At 63.1% G+C, this 22,078-nt stretch carries 13 protein-coding genes; 2 read left to right on the plus strand and 11 right to left on the minus strand.

Annotated elements, in window-relative coordinates; genetic code table 11:
- The first annotated feature begins 92 nt into the window (after positions 1-92).
- Positions 93-629 carry a hypothetical protein gene (locus IPM84_17725; protein ID MBK9094567.1) on the plus strand — a complete coding sequence of 179 codons (537 nt, stop codon included), beginning with the start codon at positions 93-95 and terminating at the stop codon, positions 627-629.
- 169 nt (positions 630-798) lie between these two features.
- Here IPM84_17725 and IPM84_17730 read toward each other — a convergent pair whose 3' ends face one another.
- The 10 genes from IPM84_17730 to IPM84_17775 all read right to left on the minus strand — a co-directional run bounded on the left by IPM84_17730 (position 799) and on the right by IPM84_17775 (position 17,653).
- The gene (locus tag IPM84_17730; protein ID MBK9094568.1) at positions 799-1,089 is read right to left on the minus strand and encodes a hypothetical protein; all 291 of its coding nucleotides are present in this window, start codon (positions 1,087-1,089) and stop codon (positions 799-801) included.
- Between the two features lie 131 nt (positions 1,090-1,220).
- Positions 1,221-1,373: a hypothetical protein gene (locus tag IPM84_17735; GenBank protein MBK9094569.1), complete on the minus strand. Its 153-nt coding sequence runs from the start codon at positions 1,371-1,373 to the stop codon at positions 1,221-1,223.
- A gap of 55 nt (positions 1,374-1,428) precedes the next feature.
- Complete coding sequence (locus tag IPM84_17740; GenBank protein MBK9094570.1) at positions 1,429-4,227, minus strand: cellobiose phosphorylase; 2,799 nt, start codon at positions 4,225-4,227, stop codon at positions 1,429-1,431.
- A gap of 31 nt (positions 4,228-4,258) precedes the next feature.
- Entirely contained in the window at positions 4,259-7,468 is a 3,210-nt protein-coding gene (locus tag IPM84_17745) for a cellobiose phosphorylase (GenBank protein ID MBK9094571.1), read from the minus strand.
- Between the two features lie 177 nt (positions 7,469-7,645).
- Positions 7,646-12,844, minus strand: coding sequence for a family 16 glycosylhydrolase (locus tag IPM84_17750; GenBank protein ID MBK9094572.1), 5,199 nt, complete (start codon positions 12,842-12,844; stop codon positions 7,646-7,648).
- 97 nt (positions 12,845-12,941) lie between these two features.
- Positions 12,942-13,760 carry a glycoside hydrolase family 16 protein gene (locus tag IPM84_17755; GenBank protein ID MBK9094573.1) on the minus strand — a complete coding sequence of 273 codons (819 nt, stop codon included), beginning with the start codon at positions 13,758-13,760 and terminating at the stop codon, positions 12,942-12,944.
- Between the two features lie 97 nt (positions 13,761-13,857).
- Positions 13,858-14,607, minus strand: coding sequence for a glycoside hydrolase family 16 protein (locus tag IPM84_17760; protein MBK9094574.1), 750 nt, complete (start codon positions 14,605-14,607; stop codon positions 13,858-13,860).
- 14 nt (positions 14,608-14,621) lie between these two features.
- A complete protein-coding gene (locus IPM84_17765) occupies positions 14,622-15,473 on the minus strand; it encodes a carbohydrate ABC transporter permease (protein ID MBK9094575.1) in 852 nt (283 codons plus the stop codon).
- Between the two features lie 5 nt (positions 15,474-15,478).
- Entirely contained in the window at positions 15,479-16,408 is a 930-nt protein-coding gene (locus tag IPM84_17770) for a sugar ABC transporter permease (GenBank protein MBK9094576.1), read from the minus strand.
- An 81-nt stretch (positions 16,409-16,489) separates the two neighbouring features.
- On the minus strand, positions 16,490-17,653 hold the full coding sequence (locus IPM84_17775) for an extracellular solute-binding protein (GenBank protein ID MBK9094577.1): 1,164 nt from the start codon (positions 17,651-17,653) through the stop codon (positions 16,490-16,492).
- 24 nt (positions 17,654-17,677) lie between these two features.
- On the opposite strand from IPM84_17775, the gene IPM84_17780 reads away from it, so the two are divergent.
- On the plus strand, positions 17,678-17,881 hold the full coding sequence (locus IPM84_17780) for a hypothetical protein (GenBank protein ID MBK9094578.1): 204 nt from the start codon (positions 17,678-17,680) through the stop codon (positions 17,879-17,881).
- A gap of 446 nt (positions 17,882-18,327) precedes the next feature.
- Here the strand turns inward: IPM84_17780 and IPM84_17785 are convergent, their stop codons facing one another.
- On the minus strand, positions 18,328-21,861 hold the full coding sequence (locus IPM84_17785) for a substrate-binding domain-containing protein (GenBank protein MBK9094579.1): 3,534 nt from the start codon (positions 21,859-21,861) through the stop codon (positions 18,328-18,330).
- Positions 21,862-22,078: the final 217 nt, after the last annotated feature.

Raw genomic sequence — 22,078 nt, forward strand, 5'->3', positions numbered from 1 at the left:
CAGAGGTCGCAGAGGAATCGCACTTTGTTTCGGAGTTCGATGTGTCGCCGCGCTTCTTGTGATTGGATGTGCGCCAAATTGGAATACCAGAATTGTTTACATCCGGTTTGTTGGAACCCACGCCGATTCCTCAGCCTTCACCTGTGGCGGCGCTGGAATACTATTTGGAAAGTCGTGGCTTAACGCGCAAAGCGTTGAAACCTTTCATCGGCTCTGCGCAGCGCGTGTCAGAAATCATGAACCGTCGTCGTCGCCTGACACTGACGATGGTTCGTCGTCTCGAGGCCGGGACCGGCATCCCGGCCTCTGTCCTGATTCAACCCTATCGGCTGGCGACGGGCGTATCATCTGCTGAACCGGCCGGCTGGCTGGCCCGCGCCAGCGATCCAAACGCCGAAGGGACAATCGGGTTACGAACGCCGCCATTCGCCAGGAGTGTCGCGCAGCGACGAGTGGATACGCTTCCAGGGGCGTTCGAAGCGTTCGACGTTCGACGATCCCCCAGCCGCAGACCCATGCTGATGTCTACCGGGCATCCGTTGCTGGCCGTGATCAAGATGACCCTGCTGCGTCGGGCGAACTCCAGTGCGTTTTCGATGCGGGCCGGGAAGCGGTCTAGAACCTGTTGAATGATGACGCTAGATGGCTGATCCAAAGGAGCAACGATGGTGAGATCCACATCTTGCGTCGTACGAGGTTCGCCCCACCACTGCACGGCCATGCCCCCGATCACTGCGTAAGGTAGTCCCAGAGTCCGGAAAAACTGATGGATCTCCCAAGCGGCTGCTTCTTGCTCGTTCATGGCGCCTTGTTAGTCTCTGCCATCAGATCGAGTGCACGCCGAACAGAGATCAGACCCTCTACTTGCCAGAGATCAAGCCGGTCGAGGTTGCGGTGCATCTCAGGGCGTTCGTTGAAGCCTCTCATCAGATCGCGCCAGATTGCCAGCGCTTCCGCGCGGCTCATCTGCGCCAGTATTGCCTGGCGTTCCGTCTCGATCACCTTGTTTGCCAGCGCGTAGCCGGCTAGAACCTCGCGAATAGCCACTGCGTCCAGTCTTGGCTGCGAGTCGAATGGGTACTCAGTCATAGCTCGACATCTCCACGGCCAGTATACCACATCCGACCCGTTCCCGCACGTCTGCTGACGCATCCAGCACTACGCCGATTACCGCGCTGCAGCCCCGGGCGTGACGCCCACCTCAATCATCGTCCATGACCTCAACGCAGCGTCGCCATGACCGGCGCCAGGCCGCTGGCTGCGTCGGGCGCATCCAGCAGCACGCCGATCACCGCGCCGCCCTCGTCAAGCATCACGCCGTTGACCTCCACGGTGCGCAGGACGCCTGTATAGTTACGATTTCGCTTCGTCATATCAGGAGTATAATACTCGTCAGATGACATCTGCTATCGCTCTTGCTTGCAGATGTCACCCTTCATCAAGCTCTATGTCGAGACGCAGCGCTGCCGGCGTGCCCAGGGCGGCGATGACCTCCCTGGCAATGCGGACACCTTGATCTACGCGTGCGCCCGGCAGGTCAACGCCATCCGCGGCAATCCGTCGAATCGCATACGCGCCGAACTCAAGCCTGCGCGGGTTGTGGTAGACGATTTCGATCTGGCGCCCTGCAAACTGCGCGGCCACAGCCGCCTGGCCCCGCTCATCGAACTGCGCCGCGACCAGCTTCGGCGCCAGCACCAGGTCGCCCAACTCGCCCCGCACGCCAAACACCTCATTCAGCAGCGTCAGCAGATACCAGCTTGCCGAGCCGGTGAGCCACGGGTACAGGCCGCGGCCCCGCTCGCTGATGTATTCCGGCAGGCCGGGGTAAATGCGGGCAGTTGCGAAGTCGGCGCAGTGCTGGTAGATGCCGTCCAGGACGCGGAAGCCCTCATGCACCAGGCCCCGCCGGTAGAGCGCGTTGGCGTACATCACCGCCATGTGGCTGAACATGGCGCCGTTTTCCTTGTGGCCGAACGCAAAGCCGAAGCAGCGGCCAAGATTGAACTGCATCCCGCCAAAGTCGGTGTTCAAGCGGTAGCCGCCCAGGCGATGTTCGTACAGGTAGCGATCGGCAGAACGAACGATTGCTTGCGCCTGCGTATCGGAGGCGATGCCGCCCATCAGCGCGAAGACCTGCCCGGTCAGCGTCATGCGCACACCGTGCGGGCCATCCCCTTCGACACGCTGGCCGTCGTTGTCGTAGTAGCCGTTGAACCAGCCATACCCGGCGCGGTCGGTGATCCACTCGTGCTGGCGCAGGTGGGCCGTGAGCCAGTCGGCTTTGGCGGCCAGGTCGCGGCCCAGGTCGGCCGGTCTGACCTTGATCTTGTCGCCGGAAATGGTGTGACTGCACGTTGCGAAATATCGGTGCAGGCGATCCTGCCTGGCCGTGACGTCGGCGTAATTGACCGGCTCGGCCAGGGTGTCGAGCAGCGGCAGCAGTTCGGCGGCCAGTTGCACCTCGGTCACGCCCAGCCGGCCCAACGCCAGCACGAGCTGGCCCAGGTCGGCCAGGTTGCCCGCGTAGAGCGCGCTGAACGCCACGCTTTCTCCCCGCTCGCGGGCCATGTCCATGCCATCGTTCCAGTCGGCGCCTTCCAGCAGGATGTTGCCGGCCGCGCCCGCGTTGAAGAACGCGGTCAGGTGCTGCACCAACAGGTGTTCGAGCACACTGCCGCGCGCGATTGCGCCCGGCCGCGTGCGCAGCAGCGTACCCTGCTCCGCTGACCAGGCTTCATCATGCGCCTGACAGCGGTTGATGTGCGCGTCCTTGAAATAGGTCTGCTCCTGGAGCAGAAAGCCCAGGTCGCCGCTACGGTCAATGTACAGCCGCGTCGTCAGGTAGGGCCAGGCGCCGTGATCCATCCAGACGCGCGGGATGTTGTTGCGGTCGGCCATAAATTCACCGGGCCGGCTGCCGATGATGGTCGCGTTGCTGCCGTCCATGCGCACGCCCGCGAAGCTGCTGAACAGCAGGTCATGCACCGGCTCCGGCTCCAACATCAGCAGCGCCAGGCAGTCCTGCCAGAGATCGCGCCAGCCGCGGCCCCCGCGGCCGTAGTCGTGATAGGGCACGAACGAGTTGCCGAACAACCGGCGCAGGAACGGCTGCACCGTCACCCACTTCAGCCAACCATCGAAGCGGGGATCGGCGGTGTGGAAGGCCAATGGCGCCACCTTCGCCTGCCAGTGCGCGCGCGTGCGGTCAAGCCATTCGGCGAAACGGGCCGCGCTGCCGTAGCGTTGGACCAGTTCATTTATACCGGCTGAAGCCTCGATTCCGGATTGCTTGAAACCATCGGCTATGCCGGCTGAAGCCTCGATTCCGGATTGTTTGAAACTGTCGGCCAGCACGGCCAGGATCAACACGTAGGCGCGCGACTCGCCTGGGCTTAGCGTGACATCGGCGAAGCGCAGCGCGCCGATTGCCTCATAGCCGTCTACGGCGCTTCCCGCAGGCGCGCCGGTCATGCCTTGCTGCACCACGGCCGCGGGCCATTCCAGGTTGCCGCCCTCGCCGATGAAATCCTCGACCACGGGGAAAAAACTGCGCGGCGGCGCGCCGTCTCCTTCCGCGCCCAGCACCGCGTAGGTGACCGTATTGGGCCGGTGACCGCGCTCGTCGAAGGTGAGGGTCGGCTGCACGGTCACGCCGTGGCGGACGGTGCGGATGCGGTGCAGCAGCGAAGTGACGTGCCGGTGATCGCGCAGGTTGTCGGCCGAGCGGCCGTAGATGGGGACGGCCGCGGTGGGGGTCAGCGTGAGCGGTCTGTCGCCGGTGTTGGTCAGCACGACCTGCATCAACTCCACCTGGTCGGAACTGGCCGGAACGAAGTTCGTCACCTCGGCGCGCAGCCCGGCGGCCCGGCTCTCACGAATGACCTTGTGCCACAGCATCCCGGCTTCCAGCGCAACGTCCTGATTTTCCGCATCCCCCGCCTCTGCCAGTTGCCGGGCGGAGTTTCCCGTGGCGGACCACGGCCCATACCCGGCGATGCGAACCCAGAAGTTGCGCGCCGAACGGGTGTTGTGCAGATCTTCGACCGAAACCGGGAGGGTCAGAAAACTGTTCTGCCCCGTCTTGCAGTCGCCATGCAGCGTTGGTGTGACCACCGACATCATGCCGGCCTCGTTGACCAGCGGAAAGTAGAGGTAACTCGTCCGGTGCGGCGCGTCCAGGCGAAACGCGCCGTCATTGTCAATAAAACGCCAGCCGGTTTTCATGTCTTCGGTCATGGTTTTTGCCATTCCACTCCTAGTCCAAACACAGTTCGATCCGCCGAATCTCGCCATTGCGAATCCTGGCGGCGTAGGGGGCTGGGATGAGGCTGCCCGGCAGGCTGAGCTGATCGCCATCGGCCATGTGCAGGATCACGACGGTGACCTGGGCGTTGTCGGCCAGGGGTTGATGCTTGCGATAAGTGACCACGCACTGTCCCAGGAAAGTAAAAGTCAGACGGCCGTCCGGCCGGAAGAGCCAATTCGGCAGGGAGGGCTTGAACACCAGGCACAGTTCCCCATCCTGCACGAAGAACGGCTGCGGCCCAACCATCATCAGCGACCACATGCTCATGAATTCCACCGCGGCGCCGGTCAGGCGGGCGACGAAGCCGCGACCATGCAGCGATGCATCGGGATGCGCGCTGCTGACGATGAACGACGAGTTCTCCAGCGGGCTGCGTCCGTAGATGTGCGGATCGAGGAACGGCGCCAGGCTGCGGTGCATGTCTGTGAAGAACTCCTCGCGCAGGCCCGCCCGCAGCATCGCCAGCAGATACTTGTAAGCCATGTGCATGAAGATAGATTCGTTCTCCAGCCAGCCCGGTGTGAACGCCCGCAGCCGGCCAATCTCCGGCGAGCAGGCAGCCAGCGGCGCATTGGTCTTGACCATGCCCAGCTTGCGGTCGAACAACGCGCTCTCGCGCACGTGGCGGTGCAGGGCGCGGGCGCTGGCGATGTCGGTCCGCTGCCGCATGGCATGAACCGCGCCTTCCAGGAACAGCGGCAGGCCCTGCTGAGCGAAACCTGTGACGCGCACCAGGGGACGGCCGAGCGGGTCGCGCTGCGGCTGCCCCTCTGCATCGGTGAGCAGCTCGTAGTCGGACACTTCGCAGGTGAAGTAGGTGGGCGGCACGCCGTCGGTAAGCGCCTCAGCCTGGGCAATCCCGCGCTGCACCTTGCTGCGCCATGTCTGCAGGATCGGCGCTAGGTCGGCGGGCCTGAGCGTCTCGGTCTGCCCATCGAAGCCCAGGCGGACGCGGGCGCGATAGGTTTCGCGCGCGCTCGCCACAGCGTCCCAGTAGCGGAAATCACGCCCGGCGTCGGATGTCGCGTGATACGCGCTGAGCTGCGCGGTCACCTGCCGCTGCAGGTCGCAAAGCTCCACGGGAAATTCGATCGCGGCGCCGTCCTGCGCGGCCAGTGCCGCCAGCAGGAAATCCAGCAGCCGCAGCAGCTCGTACGTTTCGGACATGGACGAACCGAACAGGCCGGGCAGGCCGTTGAGCGCATCACACCAGCCCGGCTTGCCCGCTTCCATTTCGATCCCCATGCCGAACGGATCGAGCGTGGCGAACTTGAGCAGCGCCAATCCCAGCAGCTTGCCGAACACGGTCGTGCGGAAGACCTCGCCCTGCCCCTGCGCGCTGCGCAGCAGGCGCTGCGCGGTCGGTCGCGAGGCCATCAATTGCGCTGCTTCGTCGTCCTGTACCACTGCCCCGTATTGGCGCACCCTGCCGTCCTCTACGAGCACAGACTTGCGCGCGCGCGGCTGCACGAAGGCTGCACTTTGGGCGTAGGGCACGGTCCTGCTGAAGAGCAGTTCATCCTTGCGATCAGGGTAGACCGCCAGGTAGGCATCCAGCAGGTCGAGGTTGTAGAACCAGTGATCAATCCAGTACCCTTCCCCAAATTCCGCCTCGAAGCTCCAATCGGCCTGGGCCATGACCGCTTCGACAAAAGCCGCGGGCGCCACAGCCAGACCGATGCCCTGGTCCAGCACGACTTTCAGCAGGTGGCCGGGCGTGAAGGGGCGGGTGAGCAGCGGGCGCAGCGCTTCCGGCCGGTCAACCAGGGTCAGAACGGCCGCCTGGCGCTCCGGCGGGACGACGAAGCGACTGCCCAGCACGGTCAGTGGGTTGTAGCCATCGGCCTGGATCAAGCCCAGGAAGGCCAGCACCTCCGCGTCGCCGACCGCGGGGTTGAGCAGCACGTCGCAGCGCCGGTTCTGATTGACATCGCGGTAGCTGGCGTTGCCCTGCGAATAGAACTCCGCCGGTAGATGGAACGCGTTGTAATCGCGCTCCAGGTCGCCGTGACGGCGGCCGTACAGATGATAGATGTGTCCGCCCAATTGCACCGGCCAACCGCCGCGCAGGATGTTGTCCAGCAGGCACTGGCGGCAGTAGGCGTCGAAGCGTGGGTCGCCTGATTGTGTCGCCATGGGATCGGTCAGCGCGGCGATCAGCGCCAACGCTTCGGCGCGCCTGGCGGCGATGACGGCCGGATCGGCCAGCCGGCTACGCGCCTGGTTGATGATGTGTACATCAGCGACGTGGCCGATGATGGCGTTGATGGTCAGGCTTTCGCCCGGCGCCAGCCGCGTGGATACGCCGGCAAATCCACACGGTGTCCGGCAAACGGTCGTTTGCGGCATGGCCCGCAGCTCGGCCAGCGTGTGTGACAGAAAATGGTCGGGGTAGCTGAGGGCGGTGTTCTCGCCGAAGATGAGGGCCGGGTCAACGATGGTCGTCAGGCCCGGCGGGTCCGTTCCCTCGGCGGTGGCGAGGTAGAAGTGGCCCCTCTCGATCGCCTCCACCTCGGCCTCATCGCCTACGCTGGCCTGCACGCGGTAGAAGGGGACGCCAGTCTCCAGGTTGAAGACCGCCATCCAGGCCTCGGCCGTGCGGCCGATCCGCTTGAGCATCATGTCGTCAAGTCCGTAGGGGATGATGATGGACAGTCCGTCCACGATTTCCAGGGAGATGGGTCGCCCGGCCGTGTTGCGCACCGTTGCCTGGCGCACCAGGGCGGCGAAGTTTTCCCCCGGCAGGGTGAAGTAGCGAACGTTGACCTGCAGGCCGTGGCCGGCATGGGTTTCTTCCAGCTCGATCTCGCTGGCGCCGATGAACATGCGCCGGGCTAACGCGGGGCGGGCGGCGGCTGAGAACGGTTCGTAGAACCCATCCGCCGCCGCCCCCACTTTTCCCCCCACTTTGATAAACGTGCGGAACCCGGTGTACGCCACGGTCTGATAGGCCTTATTCGCCGATTGGAATTCCATGATCGGCGTGTCCTTGCTCTCGACGCCGAAACCGGCGATGGCCTGGCCGCGATTGACATAGAACGCCCACAGGGGAATGCCCAGGGGACCGGCAATACCCGGCAGGAAACTGGCAAACGGGGGAAATGCGTCGTAGTCTTCGATGACGAAACGGTTGAGAGGATCGAAATGGAATGATTTCATGAGTGAATTCACTTAGTCCTGAGAACATACGTCGCGCAGGAGGTGTTCTGGGCCGTGCAAAAGTGTCGCAAGTGCATCATGGTAGCATTTCAGATGGCATTTGGTTTGCAAGAGGGGATGGCAGCCAGACGCCGGGTCGCATGGTGACATGCAGCCCGGCGCCTGGCGTCGAAAGATCTAAGCGAGGCGCCGTCGCCGCACGACGAGGGCTGCGGCAAGCAGCGTCAGGACCGTCATCGCGGCCGCCAGGGGTTGCCACGGAGCCGGCTGAGTCCGACTGCCGCTGGCTTCGGCAATGGTCACCGCCGTCGGCGCGGTGATGGTGAGATGCACCTGGTCGAGGTGGAAGGTGCGGCTGTCTGGGGCTGCATTCTGGCCAACCTGCAGATCGAAACCATAGCCTGTCATGTTGGTCAGCGTCAGGCCGTCGTTTGGTGCGCCGGCTGGCTGCACCGCGCTGCGCGTGAAGGTCGAGAACGGGAGGCTGACCAAGCGCCAGCCCGCGCTGTTGTCCACGAACGTTGCCTCGAAGCGCTCGGCTGTGTCCGCCGCCTGGTAGACCCGCACGTAGTCCACCAGCATGTCCTGCGGGAAGGTCAGGTTGGGCGAGATCGCGCCGCCGAAGTTGCCGCCGATCGCCAGGTTGAACAGTAGATAGAAGGGATGGTTGAAAACCCACTCGCTGGGGGCCACGTTGGCCGGGACGGCGTTGTGATAGTTGATGCCATCCACGAACCAGTGAATCTCGTCGGGCGCCCACTCCACGGCATAGGTGTGATAGCTGGCCGCGACGGGTGCGCCAAAGTCGTAGGAATTGCCATACGCGCTGCCGCCGGAGTAGCCTGGACCATGAATCGTACCGAAGATTTGGGTCGGCACGCGGCTGACATACTCCATGATGTCAATCTCGCCGGCTTGCGGCCAGCCAACCTGGTCAATGTTGGTGCCCAGGCTCCAGAAGGCGGGCCAGAGGCCGGACTCGCCCGGCGGCACCTGGACGCGAGCCTCGATGCGGCCATAGCGGAATTCGGTGCGATTCTTGGTGAGCAGCCGCGCCGAGGTGTATTTGCACGGGCCGTACCAGCAGACCTTGTCGGTAGTGGCGGGATCGAGCGCCAGGAGCCGGAGCCGGAGGTTGCCGTTGCCGTCCAGGGCCACGTTGTCGGGGCTGTCGGAATAGAACTCCTCCTCGCTATTGCCCCAACCCGGAATGCCGTTCATGGTGCCGTCGCCCATCTCGTAGCCCCAGGCGTTGGCATCGGGCGGCGATCCCGCGGGGTCGTTGAATTCATCGCTCCAGGCCATCACCCATTGGCTGGGCGGCGGCAGGGTCGGCGCCTGGTTGTCCAGCAGGTGTACCTTGACCGGGACGCCGCTGTCGGCGCCGTAGAACCAGAATGCGAGGTTGCCGAAGCCGCTCCAGTTCTGGCCGGCGGCAAAGGTGCGGGTGATGCTGGCCGTGTTGGTCGCCTCAAGTGGGGCGGGCACGCTGATCTTCAGCACTTGCTCATACGGCCCCTGGCCAGGCAAGGCCAGCGGGCTGCCCGCGGGGATATCTCTGATCGTCAACCTGACGCGGCCATCGGACTGGAAGGGGTGATGCCCCTCGAAGTCGTCCACCATGGCTGGATTGGCGGCATCGGTATCGGTGATGGTGAGCAGCGCCCGGCGCCGGTACCCAAAGTCGGCGTTGGTGACGCTGGTGAGATTCAGCATGACCTGCTGGTCGCCGGAGGGTTTGCCGTCATCGAGGGTTTGCACGGTAAAGGTTTTCTCGGTGTCGCCGGGAGCAAAAGTAACCGTGCCGCTGATCGGCACGAAGTTGCGGTCGGGCCGGGCGTAGGCCTCGGCCGTGCGATAGGTGACAGTGACGGTTTGAGTCGGCGGCACGCTGAGCGTTATGTTGATAACGGCTGCCGCGCCTTCTGCTGCTTCGTAGGTCGTCAGGCCGAACTGCGCCTGCAGAGGCGCCGCGGCGCTGCCGGTGTTGCCGAAGATCGTCACATCATCCACGTAGTAGACCTGGGCGCCCATGGGGACCGAGCCGTAGCCGCCGATGGCGTAGCCGTGAATCTCGGTGCGGCCAAAGCCGTCGTTGGGCGCGCCGTTGCCGATGTCCTTGCGGTGGAAGTCGCCCCAGGCGAACTGGAAGAAGCGCCAGCCCGCGAAGTCGTCGGGAATATCAGTGCTCCAGCGCTCGGCGTCGTCGGTCGTCGAGCCGGGGTTGCGGTTGTCCATGACATCCACGAACAGCGTGCCGCCGGTGTTGTTGCCGTAGAGCCACAGGCACAACCCTTCGTAGGTGCTCCAGTCCTGGGTGAGCCACTGATTGGCCGCGGCATTGGTGAACGCGTGCGTGTAGCCGGCCCACTGCCCGCCGCCGATGGTCAGCGCCTCGCGCAGCACCTTGTTGCCGGCCACGGCCCCTGGCACCGGCGCGGGCGGACTGTCCGTAATCGTAATGGCCGCGCTGGCCGCGGGGTGGTTCCAGGTGATGAAGCCGACGCCGATTCCGTTGGGGTCCGTGCCGGACGGCAGCAGCCCATCCTCGAAGTCATCAATGGCCGTGGTGCGTACGATCACGCCGACATCATCCACGTAGTAAACCTGGGCGCCCATGGGGACCGAGCCGTAGCCGCCGATGGCGTAGCCGTGAATCTCGGTGCGGCCAAAGCCGTCGTTGGGCGCGCCGTTGCCAATATCCTTGCGGTGGAAGTCGCCCCAGGCGAACTGGAAGAAGCGCCAGCCCGCGAAGTCGTCGGGAATATCAGCGCTCCAACGCTCGGCGTCGTCGGTCGTCGAGCCGGGGTTGCGGTTGTCCATGACATCCACGAACAGCGCGCCGCCGGTGTTGTTACCGTAGAGCCACAGGCTCACGCCTTCGTACGTGCTCCAGTCCTGGGTGAGCCATTGGTTGGCCGCGGCATTGGTGAACGCGTGCGTGTAGCCGGCCCACTGCCCGCCGCCGATGGTCAGCGCCTCGCGCAGCACCTTGTTGCCGGCCACGGCTCCTGGCACCGGCGCGGGTGGACTGTCCGTAATCGTAATGGCCGCGCTGGCCGCGGGGTGGTTCCAGGTGATGAAGCCGACACCGATCCCGTTGGGGTCCGTGCCGGACGGCAGCAGCCCATCCTCGAAGTCATCTATAATGACCGACTTGCCGTTGACGGGCGGGACATTGTTGCTGCCGAAGGTCAGGTCGTCGAAGTAGTAGGTCGTGTCAGCGCCGATCTGGGCGCCGGTCAAGCCGAAGTTGGGAAACACCGATACCTTGTTGTAGGTGTACGCCAGGTTCAGGGCCGCTGTGCCGGGGGCCGGGTTGGCGAAGTCGAAGGTCAGGGTCTCCCAGGCATTAGCCAGTGTCGTGACCGCCTCGGTTTCGCAGCTCCTGGTCGGGTCGGCCGCGTCTTCCACCTTCAGCCGGATCGGGATGCCCGCGGCCGGCGCCCAGACGCGCATCGTCATGGTCGTGGCCGTCGCCGAAAACGGGATTTGAGGCACCGAGAAGTTCGGCCCGGTCGAGATCGTGGTGCCGGCCCACAGCTCGGCAGCCAGCGTCTTGATGATCTTCGCTACCTTGTTGGCGCCGCCCGCGGGATCGAGGACCACGCTCGAACTGGTGCCGCCGAAGTCTGTCAGCGTGTAGGTGATCGCCGGGTCATCGAACGTGATGGGCGACCAGCTGGCCGGTGGAGGCGTCGGCGTGGGCGTTGGCGTCGGCGTCGTGGGTGTTGACGCCGCGAAGGTCAGATCGTCGAAGTAGTAGGTCGTGTCAGCGCCGATCTGGGCGCCGGTCAAGCCGAAGTTGGGGAACACCGATACCTTGTTGTAGGTGTACGCCAGGTTCAGGGCCGCTGTGCCGGGGGCCTGGTTGGCAAAGTTGAAGGTCAGGGTCTCCCAGGCATTGGCCACCGTGGTGACCGCCTCGGTTTCGCAGCTCTTCGTCGGGTCGGCCGCGTCTTCCACCTTCAGCCGGATCGGGATGCCCGCGGCCGGCGCCCAGACGCGCATCGTCATGGTCGTGGCCGTCGCCGAGAACGGGATTTGAGGCACCGAGAAGTTCGGCCCGGTCGAGATCGTGGTGCCGGCCCACAGCTCGGCAGCCAGCGTCTTGATGATCTTCGCTACCTTGTTGGCGCCGCCCGCGGGATCGAGGACCACGCTCGAACTGGTGCCGCCGAAGTCCGTCAGCGTGTAGGTGATCGCCGGGTCATCGAACGTGATGGGCGACCAGCTGGCCGGTGGAGGCGTCGGCGTGGGCGTCGGCGTCGTGGGTGTTGACGCCGCGAAGGTCAGATCGTCGAAGTAGTAGGTCGTGTCAGCGCCGATCTGGGCGCCGGTCAAACCGAAGTTGGGGAACACCGATACCTTGTTGTAGGTGTACGCCAGGTTCAGGGCCGCTGTACCGGGGGCTTGGTTGGCGAAGTTGAAAGTCAGGGTCTCCCAGGCATTAGCCACCGTGGTGATCGCCTCGGTTTCGCAGCTCTTCGTCGGGTCGGCCGCGTCTTCCACCTTCAGCCGGATCGGGATGCCGGCGGCCGGCGCCCAGACGCGCATCGTCATGGTCGTGGCCGTCGCCGAAAACGGAATTTGAGGCACCGAGAAGTTCGGCCCGGTCGAGATCGTGGTGCCGGCCCACAACTCGGCAGCCAGCGTCTTGATGATCTTCGCTACATTATTGGCGCCGCCCGCGGGATCGAGGACCACGCTCGAACTGGTGCCGCCGAAGTCCGTCAGCGTGTAGGTGATCGCCGGGTCATCGAACGTGATGGGCGACCAGCTGGCCGGTGGAGGCGTCGGCGTCGGCGTCGTGGGTGTTGACGCCGCGAAGGTCAGGTCGTCGAAGTAGTAGGTCGTGTCAGCGCCGATCTGGGCGCCGGTCAAGCCGAAGTTGGGAAACACCGATACCTTGTTGTAGGTGTACGCCAGGTTCAGGGCCGCTGTGCCGGGGGCCTGGTTGGCGAAGTTGAAGGTCAGGGTCTCCCAGGCATTGGCCACCGTGGTGACCGCCTCGGTTTCGCAGCTCTTGGTCGGGTCGGCCGCGTCTTCCACCTTCAGCCGGATCGGGATGCCCGCGGCCGGCGCCCAGACGCGCATCGTCATGATCGTATCCGTTGCCGAGAACGGGATTTGAGGCACCGAGAAGTTCGGCCCGGTCGAGATCGTGGTGCCGGCCCACAACTCGGCAGCCAGCGTCTTGATGATCTTCGCTACCTTGTTGGCGCCGCCCGCGGGATCGAGGACCACGCTCGAACTGGTGCCGCCGAAGTCCGTGAGTGTGTAGGTGATCGCCGGGTCATCGAACGTGATGGGCGACCAGCTGACCGAGGCTGGCTGTCCTGCGGCAGCTGTCGGGGCAGCGAATGACGAATGCATTGCGAATTGCGACACAATGCCTGCGATGAGCAAAACAACAATGAGCCATCTTTGATTTTTCATTTTCGGTTCCCATTTTCAAACGTAACGACGGGGTTTATGGGGTCGAAGCCTGGAATACGCGTACGTAGTCCACTTGCAACTGCGCGGGGAAGGCGGTGTCGAGACCGATGACGCCACCCAGGGTGCCGCCCACGGCCAGGTTGAGGATGATGAAGAAGGGCTGGTCGAAGACCCATTCCCGGTCGCCGACATCGGCGCGAGTGAGCGTGTAATACTTAGCGCCATCGTAGAACCAATCAATCTGGTCGGCCTGCCACTCGATGGCGAAGGTGTGGAAGTCGTCGGCGATGTTGTATTTTTGGCGGTTCCACTGGCTCATCCCCAAGGCGCCGGAGTAGCCCGGCCCATGTGCGGTGCCAATGACCAGGTCAGGCTCGCGGCCGACGTACTCCATGATGTCAATCTCGCCGCAATCGGGCCAGTTCGAGCCGGTGAAATTTGCGCCCAGCATCCAGAACGCCGGCCACAGCCCCGCGCCGCTGGGCACCTTGATGCGCGCCTCGATCCGGCCATACTGGAATTCCTGCAGCCCCTGGGTTTTCAGCCGCGCTGAGGTGTAGTAGGAGCCTTCGTATTTCTCCTGCCGGGCTTCGATCAACAGCAGCCCGTCATCGAGGCGGGCGTTTTCCGGCCGGGCGCTGTAGAACTCCGCCTCGCCGTTGCCCCAGCCGCCGCCGCCGAGGTCGTAGGTCCAGTTCGCCTTGTCAATCGCATTGCCCTCGAATTCATCGTGCCAGATCAGCGCCATGCCCGGCGGCGCCGCGATGGGGGGGGAGCCGCCGCAGGCCGTCAGAATCACAGCCAGGGCAGTGGCAAGCAGCAGTGGGCGCAATATGTGCGTCGTCCTCATCATCATCCCCCTCCGATACCCGATTTCATCGTAACTGCTCAGGGGGCACTCCGGGCGTTATCGAGACCATTCTCACTGTGCCTGGCTGAGCAGTTACATTTCATCGCTGAAAGACCCGCACGTAGTCCACGAGCAACCTTTGTGGAAAGACCGTGGTCTCATCTGGATAGCCTGGCCAGTAACCGCCCACTGCCAGATTCAGGATGATGAAGAATGGATGCTCGAACACCCATTCTCCGCCGACATCCTGCGGCCTGCGCGTACTAAAGAGGTTGTCATCCACATACCAGCGGACTTGGCCCGGTTCCCACTCGATCGCGAAGATGTGAAAATCGTCTGCGAACCGGCCTTCCGCCAGGATGTAATCTGACCATATCCCATCGTCGCCACTGTAGCCCGGCCCGTGGATTGTGCCCCGCGCAGCAGCCGGCGTCCGGCCGATGTTCTCCATGATGTCAATCTCGCCGCACGCTGGCCAACCCCTGTGCGAGATGTTGTCGCCTAGCAGCCAAAAAGCCGGCCACAAGCCTTGCCCCAATGGAATCTTGATGCGAGCCTCGAAACGACCGTAGGTCCAGGAGCATAGACCCTTGGTTGTCAGGCGACCGGACGTGTAGTGGAAACCCGCGTAGGTTTCCTGCCGTGCTTCGATGACCAGTATGCCGTTTTGGAGGCGGATGTTCTCGGGCCGATCGGTGTAGATCTCCATTTCGGCATTGCTCTCGCCCGTGTAGCGATCTTCGACGTGCCAGCGAGTACGATCTATTGCCGGGCCATCGAATTCATCATGCCAGGCGAGCGTCCATTTCTGAGAAGTCATGATCGAGCTTCCGTCTCCAGTGGCTCGCATCCGATGCGATCCGCTCAGCCCTTGACCGCGCCCTGCGTCAAGCCCGACACGATGTAGCGCTGCAGCACCAGGAAGATGATCACCATTGGCAGCGTCATGATCAGCACGGCGGCCGCCAGCGTGGGCCAGTTGCTGCCGTAGACGCCCTGGAACACGATCAGGCCGCGTGTGATGGGATAGTAGTTCTTGTTGGTCAGATAGATCGTCGGCAGGATCAGCTCGTTCCAGATGCCGATGGCGTGCAGCACGGCGACCGTCGCGACCGCGGGCTGAATCAGGGGAAAGACCACCGTGGTCACGAAACGGAAGTAGCTGCAGCCATCTATGGCAGCCGCCTCATCCAGTTCCTTAGGCAGGGTCTTGATGTAGTTGACCAGGATGACGATCCCGATCGGGTTGACCAGGAACAGCATGATGTACCCGATAGGATTGTTGTACAGCCCGACGCTCAACATCAACTGAAACTGAGGGATCAACGCCACGGGCAAGAACAGAGCGATCACGAACAGGGTGAGCAGGAGCTTGGACCCTTTGACATAACCGCGCGAGATTGGAAACGCAACGAAGACCGCTGTAGCGATGTAGATAGTCGTGGCAGACAGCGTATAGATCAGCGTATTCGTCAGGTAGCGAGGGAAGCTGGCCTTGGTCCATGCGTCGGCGAAGTTCTTGAAGTTAAATGAAGTGGAAAGCGAGGTCGCATTCTTCATGAACTCCGGCAGAGTCTTCAAGGACGTGTTGATTAGCATGAGCAAGGGGCCGAGGTAGATGATGGCAAAGAACACCAGGGCCGCATACGCGCCGATGCGCCCCCAGTCAGTGCGACTCGATTTGAACGTCTGCTTGGACGCAGGTTTGGCGGTCATGATGTTCATCCCAGTATCCTCTCTTCTCTACGCCGCAGAATAGTCTGCACAGTCATGCCGATGACCAAAACCAGGAAGAACAGAACGATCGAAGCGGCCGCGGCATAGCCTTGCCGGAATGCGCTTGAGGTGCTCCCCGATGTCTGACCGAAACCCTGGGCGAAAATCAGATAGCCCAGGACTTGGGTCCCGTTTCGGTAACCGAGGAGGACCAGGAATAGCTGCCACGCCTGCAGCGAGCCGATGATATTCAGGAGCAGATTGGTGTTGACAACCGGCGTCAACAAGGGCCACACGACCTCTTTGAAGACCCGCCATGAGCTGGCGCCATCAATGCGAGCCGCCTCGTACAGCTCTTCCGGGATGGTCTGCAGACCGGAGATGAAGATCATCATCGTGGTGCCCAGGTTGGCCCAGATTTGCACGGCGATGACCCAGGCGAAGGCTTCGCTGGGCTGCCCACCAAAGAATTCAGAATGTAGACCGAGCGATGCCAGCAGTCTGGCAGCGGGGCCACCCAGTGGGTAGAGGAAGAGCGACCAGATCAAGCCCTGGATCACTGCGCCCAGGATCACAGGCAGGAAGTAGAGCGTGCGGAAGAAATTGACGCCCTTCAACCGCTGATTGACGAGAAGCGCAACGACCAGGCCAAGTACAAATTGGATGCTGGTCACAAAGAAACAAAACAGCAGCGTCCGGCCCAGGGCGTCATAGTTGTCGCGCGACGCCTGGCCCATGAAGAGGAACTCTTTGAAGTTTGCCAGCCCAACCCAGTGGATCGGAGCCCCTTTGATGCCGGTCGCATCGGTAAACGAGTACACGGCGGTGGCAAGGGATGGCCCCAGGCTAATAAGCAGGTAAAAAAGGATTCCTGGCAGAAGCAGGAGGTAGGGTGTCCATCTGGCCCGGCCGCGACCGAAGTGATAGTTGACCATAGTATGCCTCGGTTCTGAATGTTACAGGGTAGGCTTCTCGCCCCAGGGGCGAGAAGCCTACATGGAAGAACAGGCAGTTGGCTACTGGTTCGCGTCTAACCCGGATTGAAGGTCTGCTTGCACCTTGTCAGCGAGTTCTTGGGGGTTGTCATAGGTGCCGAACGGCTTGAAGTACGAAGCATACGGGTTGGCATATTGACCAGCGCCCTTCGGTGCGGTCCAGTACTGTTCGTAACCTACACGGAAGTTAGCGAGATAGGGTGCGACTTCCGTGCCGATCTGCGTATTCAGGGTGGCGCTTGGCTGGGTGGGGATGAAGCCAACCGCGTTGGCAAAGGCCTGGTAGTTCGCCGAGTCAGAGAACTCGGTCAGGTATTTCAAGGAGGCGTCCTTGTTAGCGGTATTGGCGGCAATGGCCCAACCCTGATCATACTTTCCGAACAGGTACTTATTATCGTCGGCGTTATCGCTGCCAGGGAACGGGATATAGCCCCACTTGAAGGTCGGCTGCGCCGTGTCAATGGCAGAGGCATACCAGGTGCCGCCTGGGAACATGGCGACCGCACCCGAGGCAAAGCGGCCAGGCGCCGCATCGCCCGCAATGCCGCTGGCGCCAGTTTCCATCATGTCCTGGGTGTAAGTCTTCATCTTCGTCCACATATCGAGGGACTTGGCGTCGTTCCATTTGATCTTGCCGGTCCACAGGCCTTCGACCAGGGCCGCCTGGTCGGGATAAATGGCGCCGATCAGGCCGTACGCGCCCACGAAGATGGGCCAGCCGTCTTTACCGCCGGCGGTCATGCAGGGAACATTCGCCTTCTTGAACGTCTCGCAGGCCGTCACAAGCTCACCCCACGTCGTGGGGACTTTGACGTTATTCGCGGTGAACATGTCCTTGTTGTAGTAGATGCCGCTGTAGGACACGCGGCCGAGGTTGACTTCATAAACCTTGCCGTTGTAAGAACCGGCATCCTTGATCGCCGACGCATCGTAGTTCTTGACGAACGGCTGGTCGGTCAGGTCCATCAACAGGCCAGCTTCAATCAGGGTCTGCCAGTTGGGCGGTGTCACGTTCTTCATGTAGGCCTGGGACGCATTGGCAAAGCCGAACATGTCCACGACATCCACATCGTTGGCAGCCAGGCGGGTCTGGGTGACCGTGCTCAGGTCATTGGCATTCACCACCGACATGTCAATGGTGATGTTGGGATACTTGGCGTGGAACTTCTCGTTGAAGGCGTTCATGAAATCCACCATGGGAGGGTTCTGGTGGACAAGAACTTTGAGGGTGACATTGGCGGCTTCGGGAGCTTCGTCGGCTCGGTGGGAGCCTTCGTCGGCTCGGTGGGAGCCTGGGTCGTGGCAGGCGCCGGTGTGGCTGCACCGCCGCACGCCGTCAACAGCGTGGTTAGCACGAGGATCATGCTAACGAGGGTTAGGATTTTCTTGGACATTACGATCTTCTCCTTCTGAATGCTTCTCTTTCTGAATGCTTCTCTTTCTGAATGTGGCTGACCGGGGGTTGATCAAAACGAGCGGCGAGCGCCAGGCGTGCCCTTTTGCACGGCATGTCGGCGCCGCTTCCATCACTGACCAACTCTGACTGAACATCAGTCTACTCAGTTTGGCACGCGCGGGCTTGCCCAAAAGCGTGCAGAATGCGCATTTTTCCGAGAAGTAGAAAAAAACAAACCGCCCCTGCGGGTGGGATCAAGTCAATGATCCCACCCGCAGGGGCGCAGACGTTGCATTGCAACGTCTCTACAGCCGTAACTGCTCACCCTGCAAGTTGATTTGACAGGATGAACAGGATGAACAGGATTCTTGCTCTGTGGTGTGCAAAACTACCGCCACGAGAGTTCGAATATCCTGTCAATCCTGTAAATCCTGTCTGAATTCCAGGCAGACCCAGCAGTTACCTACAGGCGCCGATACGCCTCAGGTGACCGGCCGGTCTCGCGGCGGAAGATGCGGCTGAAATAGCTGCTGTTGGAAAAGCCCACGTCCAGCGCAATCTCGGTGATGCTCTTGTGGGTGTGCTTCAGGAGCTGCCTGGCCTGCTGCACACGGTAGCGGTTGAGGTATACCACTGGCGTCAGCCCCAATTCTTTGTGGAAGCAACTGGTGAGATAGTCATCGCTCAGGCCGACGTGATCTGCAATGTCCTGGCGCGAAATCGGCTCCGCGTAGTGTTCCTGGAGATAGGCCATGGCCTGGCGCACCAGCCGCTGCGCTTCGCCGCTCAACGCACGCCGGCGCGTCAGCGCGGCGTCCAGGTGGGCCAGCGTTTCTTTGAGGTTGAACACCCCCTTGCTCAGCACGCTCGTCACCCCAATGTTCAGCCGGGCCATTTCCGACTCGGTCAGCGTTTGACCGGTGACCACGATCACGGGAATGGCGGCCGTGGCTTCGCGGTCACGCATCGCCTCCAGCACGGCGAAACCGTCCATCTCCGGCATCATCAGATCGAGCAGCACCAGGTCAACGCGTTCGCGCCGCAGGATGTCCAGCGCCTCGAGTCCGTTATGCGCCTTGTATACCCGATGCGAAGCCGAATGCCGTTGGACGATGCGCGCATGCATCTCCAGCGTGTCCGTGTCGTCATCAACCACCAGGAACGCGCGCTGCGATTCGGCGGCGGATGGATTGTCTGGCGGCAGCCAATGCTGATCGAGTGCGCGTGTCAGCTCGGCCAGTTCGATGGGCTTGGTGAGGTAGTCCAGTTCCAGCACCGCGCCGCTGTCCTGCGCCAGCGCGTAGAACAGCACCGGAATCCCGCGCGTGCTTGCGCCGGCCTTGAGCATCTTCAACACATGCCAGGCCTGATCCGACCCGCTGGTCACATCCAGCACTACAGCAGTCGGCAGCGCCGTCAGAATTTGGGACTGCCAGCTCGCCGGTTGGTCCAGCAGCGCCATCTGCACCTCGAACCCCCGCTGCTGCAGATGCCTGCGCAGGCGCTCGCTCGAATCTGGCGATGCCGTGAGCACCAGCACGCCCCCCTCACCCGCCATTATCGCCGGCGTTGGGAGCGAGGCCTGCACCGTCGGCGGCTCGACGGTGGGCAAGGTGAAGTAGAAGGTCGAGCCGGCCCCTTCCTGACCGGTCGAATGCACGCCGATCGCGCCGCCATGCAGCTCGATCAGACGCCGGCAGATCGTTAGCCCCAGCCCCAGACCGCCGTAGCCGCGGATGATGCTGCGCTCCGACCGGCGGAAGTCAGTGAAGATCGCGCCCTGCTCCTCCAGAGCAATGCCCAACCCCGTGTCGCGCACGCTGACCGTGACGGACCGACCATCGGCCTCCAACGTCAGGCAGACTTCGCCACGCGCCGTAAATTTGATGGCGTTGCTGATCAGGTTCAGCGCCACCTGTGCCAGGCGCGTGCGGTCGCCCCAGACCCACGGCCCCGACGCCGGCAGCGCGGCGCGCCAGCCCAGCCCTTTGTCCGCCGCCAGCCGGCGGCCGGTCTCCGTCACGGTGTGCAGGACCTGTCCCAAGTCCACAAACTGGTTGGTCAGCCGCAGTTGCCCCGCGTCGCTGCTGGCCAGGTCCAGCACGTCCCCGATCAGGCGGCCCAGGTGCTGGGCATTGGCGTTCAGGCGCTCGATATCGTTACGTGCCGTCAACGGCAGCGGCGACACGCCCTGATCGCTGTCGCGCAGCAGGATTTCGCCCAGGCCAACGATCAGGTTGAGAGGCGTGCGCAGTTCATGGCTGACGGTCGAGAGGAAGCGGCTCTTCATCCGGTTTGCTTCCTCGGCCAGGCGACGACCCTCGGTGGCCTCGCGATACAACTGCGCGGTGTTGAGCGCAGCCGCCAGTTGCTGGACGATCGCGCCGTAAAGATCGAGCTGATGGGCGTCGAAGGCCACAAAGCCCAGGCGGCCGCGCGGATTGACCAACGGCACCAGCGCCAGGCTGAACGGCCGGTCGGCAGGGAGCATGTCTGCGGGCGGGAACTGCCGGCAGGGGAAACGAACGACGGCCTGGCCGGGCGGTTTGATGGTGCGCAGTTGACACCAGGCCACCAGATCGTCACCCTCAGGCTCGAACAGCGCCACCGCGGCGAATTCGATCCCCATTCCAGGCAGGTGGCGCGCCAGCGCATCATAAATCTGCGACTCATCGAGCGCAGCCTGCAGGTCCGCGGTCAGGACGCCGACGCGGTCAGCAATCCAACGCTGTTCCACCATGATTTGCCGGTGCCGCCGCCAGGTGCTGGCCGCGATGAGGCCGCGGGCCTCTTCCAGCCGGGCGTGCGCAACGTCTCCGCGTTGCCAGCGCGCTGCCAGATCAGGCAGATCATCGTTCACAACAGAAAGAGCGGTCTGCCAGATCGCCGCATCGTCCCACCCTTGTGCGACCTGCTGCAGGATCGCGTCCACGGCCTCGCGCAGCACCGCGGGATCATCCCGCTCGACACTGGCCATGAAAGCCTCCACCAGGCGCCGCCGCGCCAGTTGGAGTTGCTCCGGCTCCACGGCGATCGTGCGCCGGGGCGCCGCGTCTCTGCTGCTGCAACCGCACGATTCCCGCAGCACGAGATGGGTGGCTACCTTGATCGGCTCAGCAGGCGGCGGCTCGCCCCGACTCTGACGAAGGACCTGCGCCACCGCCTGGTAGCCCATCTCGAACAACGACACGGCCACGCTGGTCAGCGCGGGTTTCTGCACTGCGCTCTCCGGCCGATCATCGAAGCCGATGACGGCGACATCCTGCGGCACTCGAATTCCGATCTCGGCCAGCGCCTGCATGGCGCCCAACGCAGATTCATCATTGCTGGCCAGGACGGCCGTGAACGGCGCGCCGGTTGCCAGGATTTGCTGCATCGCCGCATGACCGCCGCTGAAAATGTGCCGGCCGTAGGCCACGAGACGTTCGTCGCCGGTCAGCCCGAACTCATCGAGCGCCAACCGATAGGCCCGCAGCCGCGCGCCGGTATCGCCCGCCATGTCCTCTGGACTGCCGGCAATAAAGGCAATGAAGGCGATGCGCCGATGACCGTGCTCACCGTGTGACCTGTGTTCAATGAAGTGCTGGACGGCTTCGCGAATGCCCGCCGCGTTATCCGCGGCAATGGTTGGGCCTTCTTCGCCGGCCGCAACAAAGATGACCGGATGGCCGGCCGCGATCACGGCCTGCAGATCGGCCGAGCGCGCCTTCGTGTGCAGCGGATTGATGACGATGAGTCCATCGGTGTTCCAGGGGCCGATGGGAACGAAGTCATTGTCAGAGGACGGGAACGGCCAGGCGGGGCAGAGAGGATCGGACGACGCGGCCGACGCGCCCATGCCGCAGCCCAACAGGAGGTTGCAGCCCAGGTCCGCTGCCGCCTGACGGACGCCGCGGTAAATCGGGTTCAGATAGCTGAGCGGCGTAGCCGTCCAGTAGTATTGCCAGCCGGCCACGACCCCGATGGTTGGCCTGTCCCTTCGTTTACTGTACGACATGCGCCCTGCTTCGCCCCCCCCGTTTCAAGCCTCCTGCGCTTTCGATCACAGGCGCCATTATAGCCGCTTTCGCCTGCTCGATCAAGCCCGGTGCAGGGGATGCACTGCGGCACGGAAATCGCCGCTTTGCCGCAACATAGGCTGTGGGGTATAATTTGCCTGACTCACCCGGCCGCAGGCAGGTGATTGGCATGTTGAGACGTTGCAATGCAACGTC

Origin of the sequence: Candidatus Amarolinea dominans (assembly GCA_016719785.1) — a bacterium.
Classification (GTDB): domain Bacteria; phylum Chloroflexota; class Anaerolineae; order SSC4; family Amarolineaceae; genus Amarolinea; species Amarolinea dominans.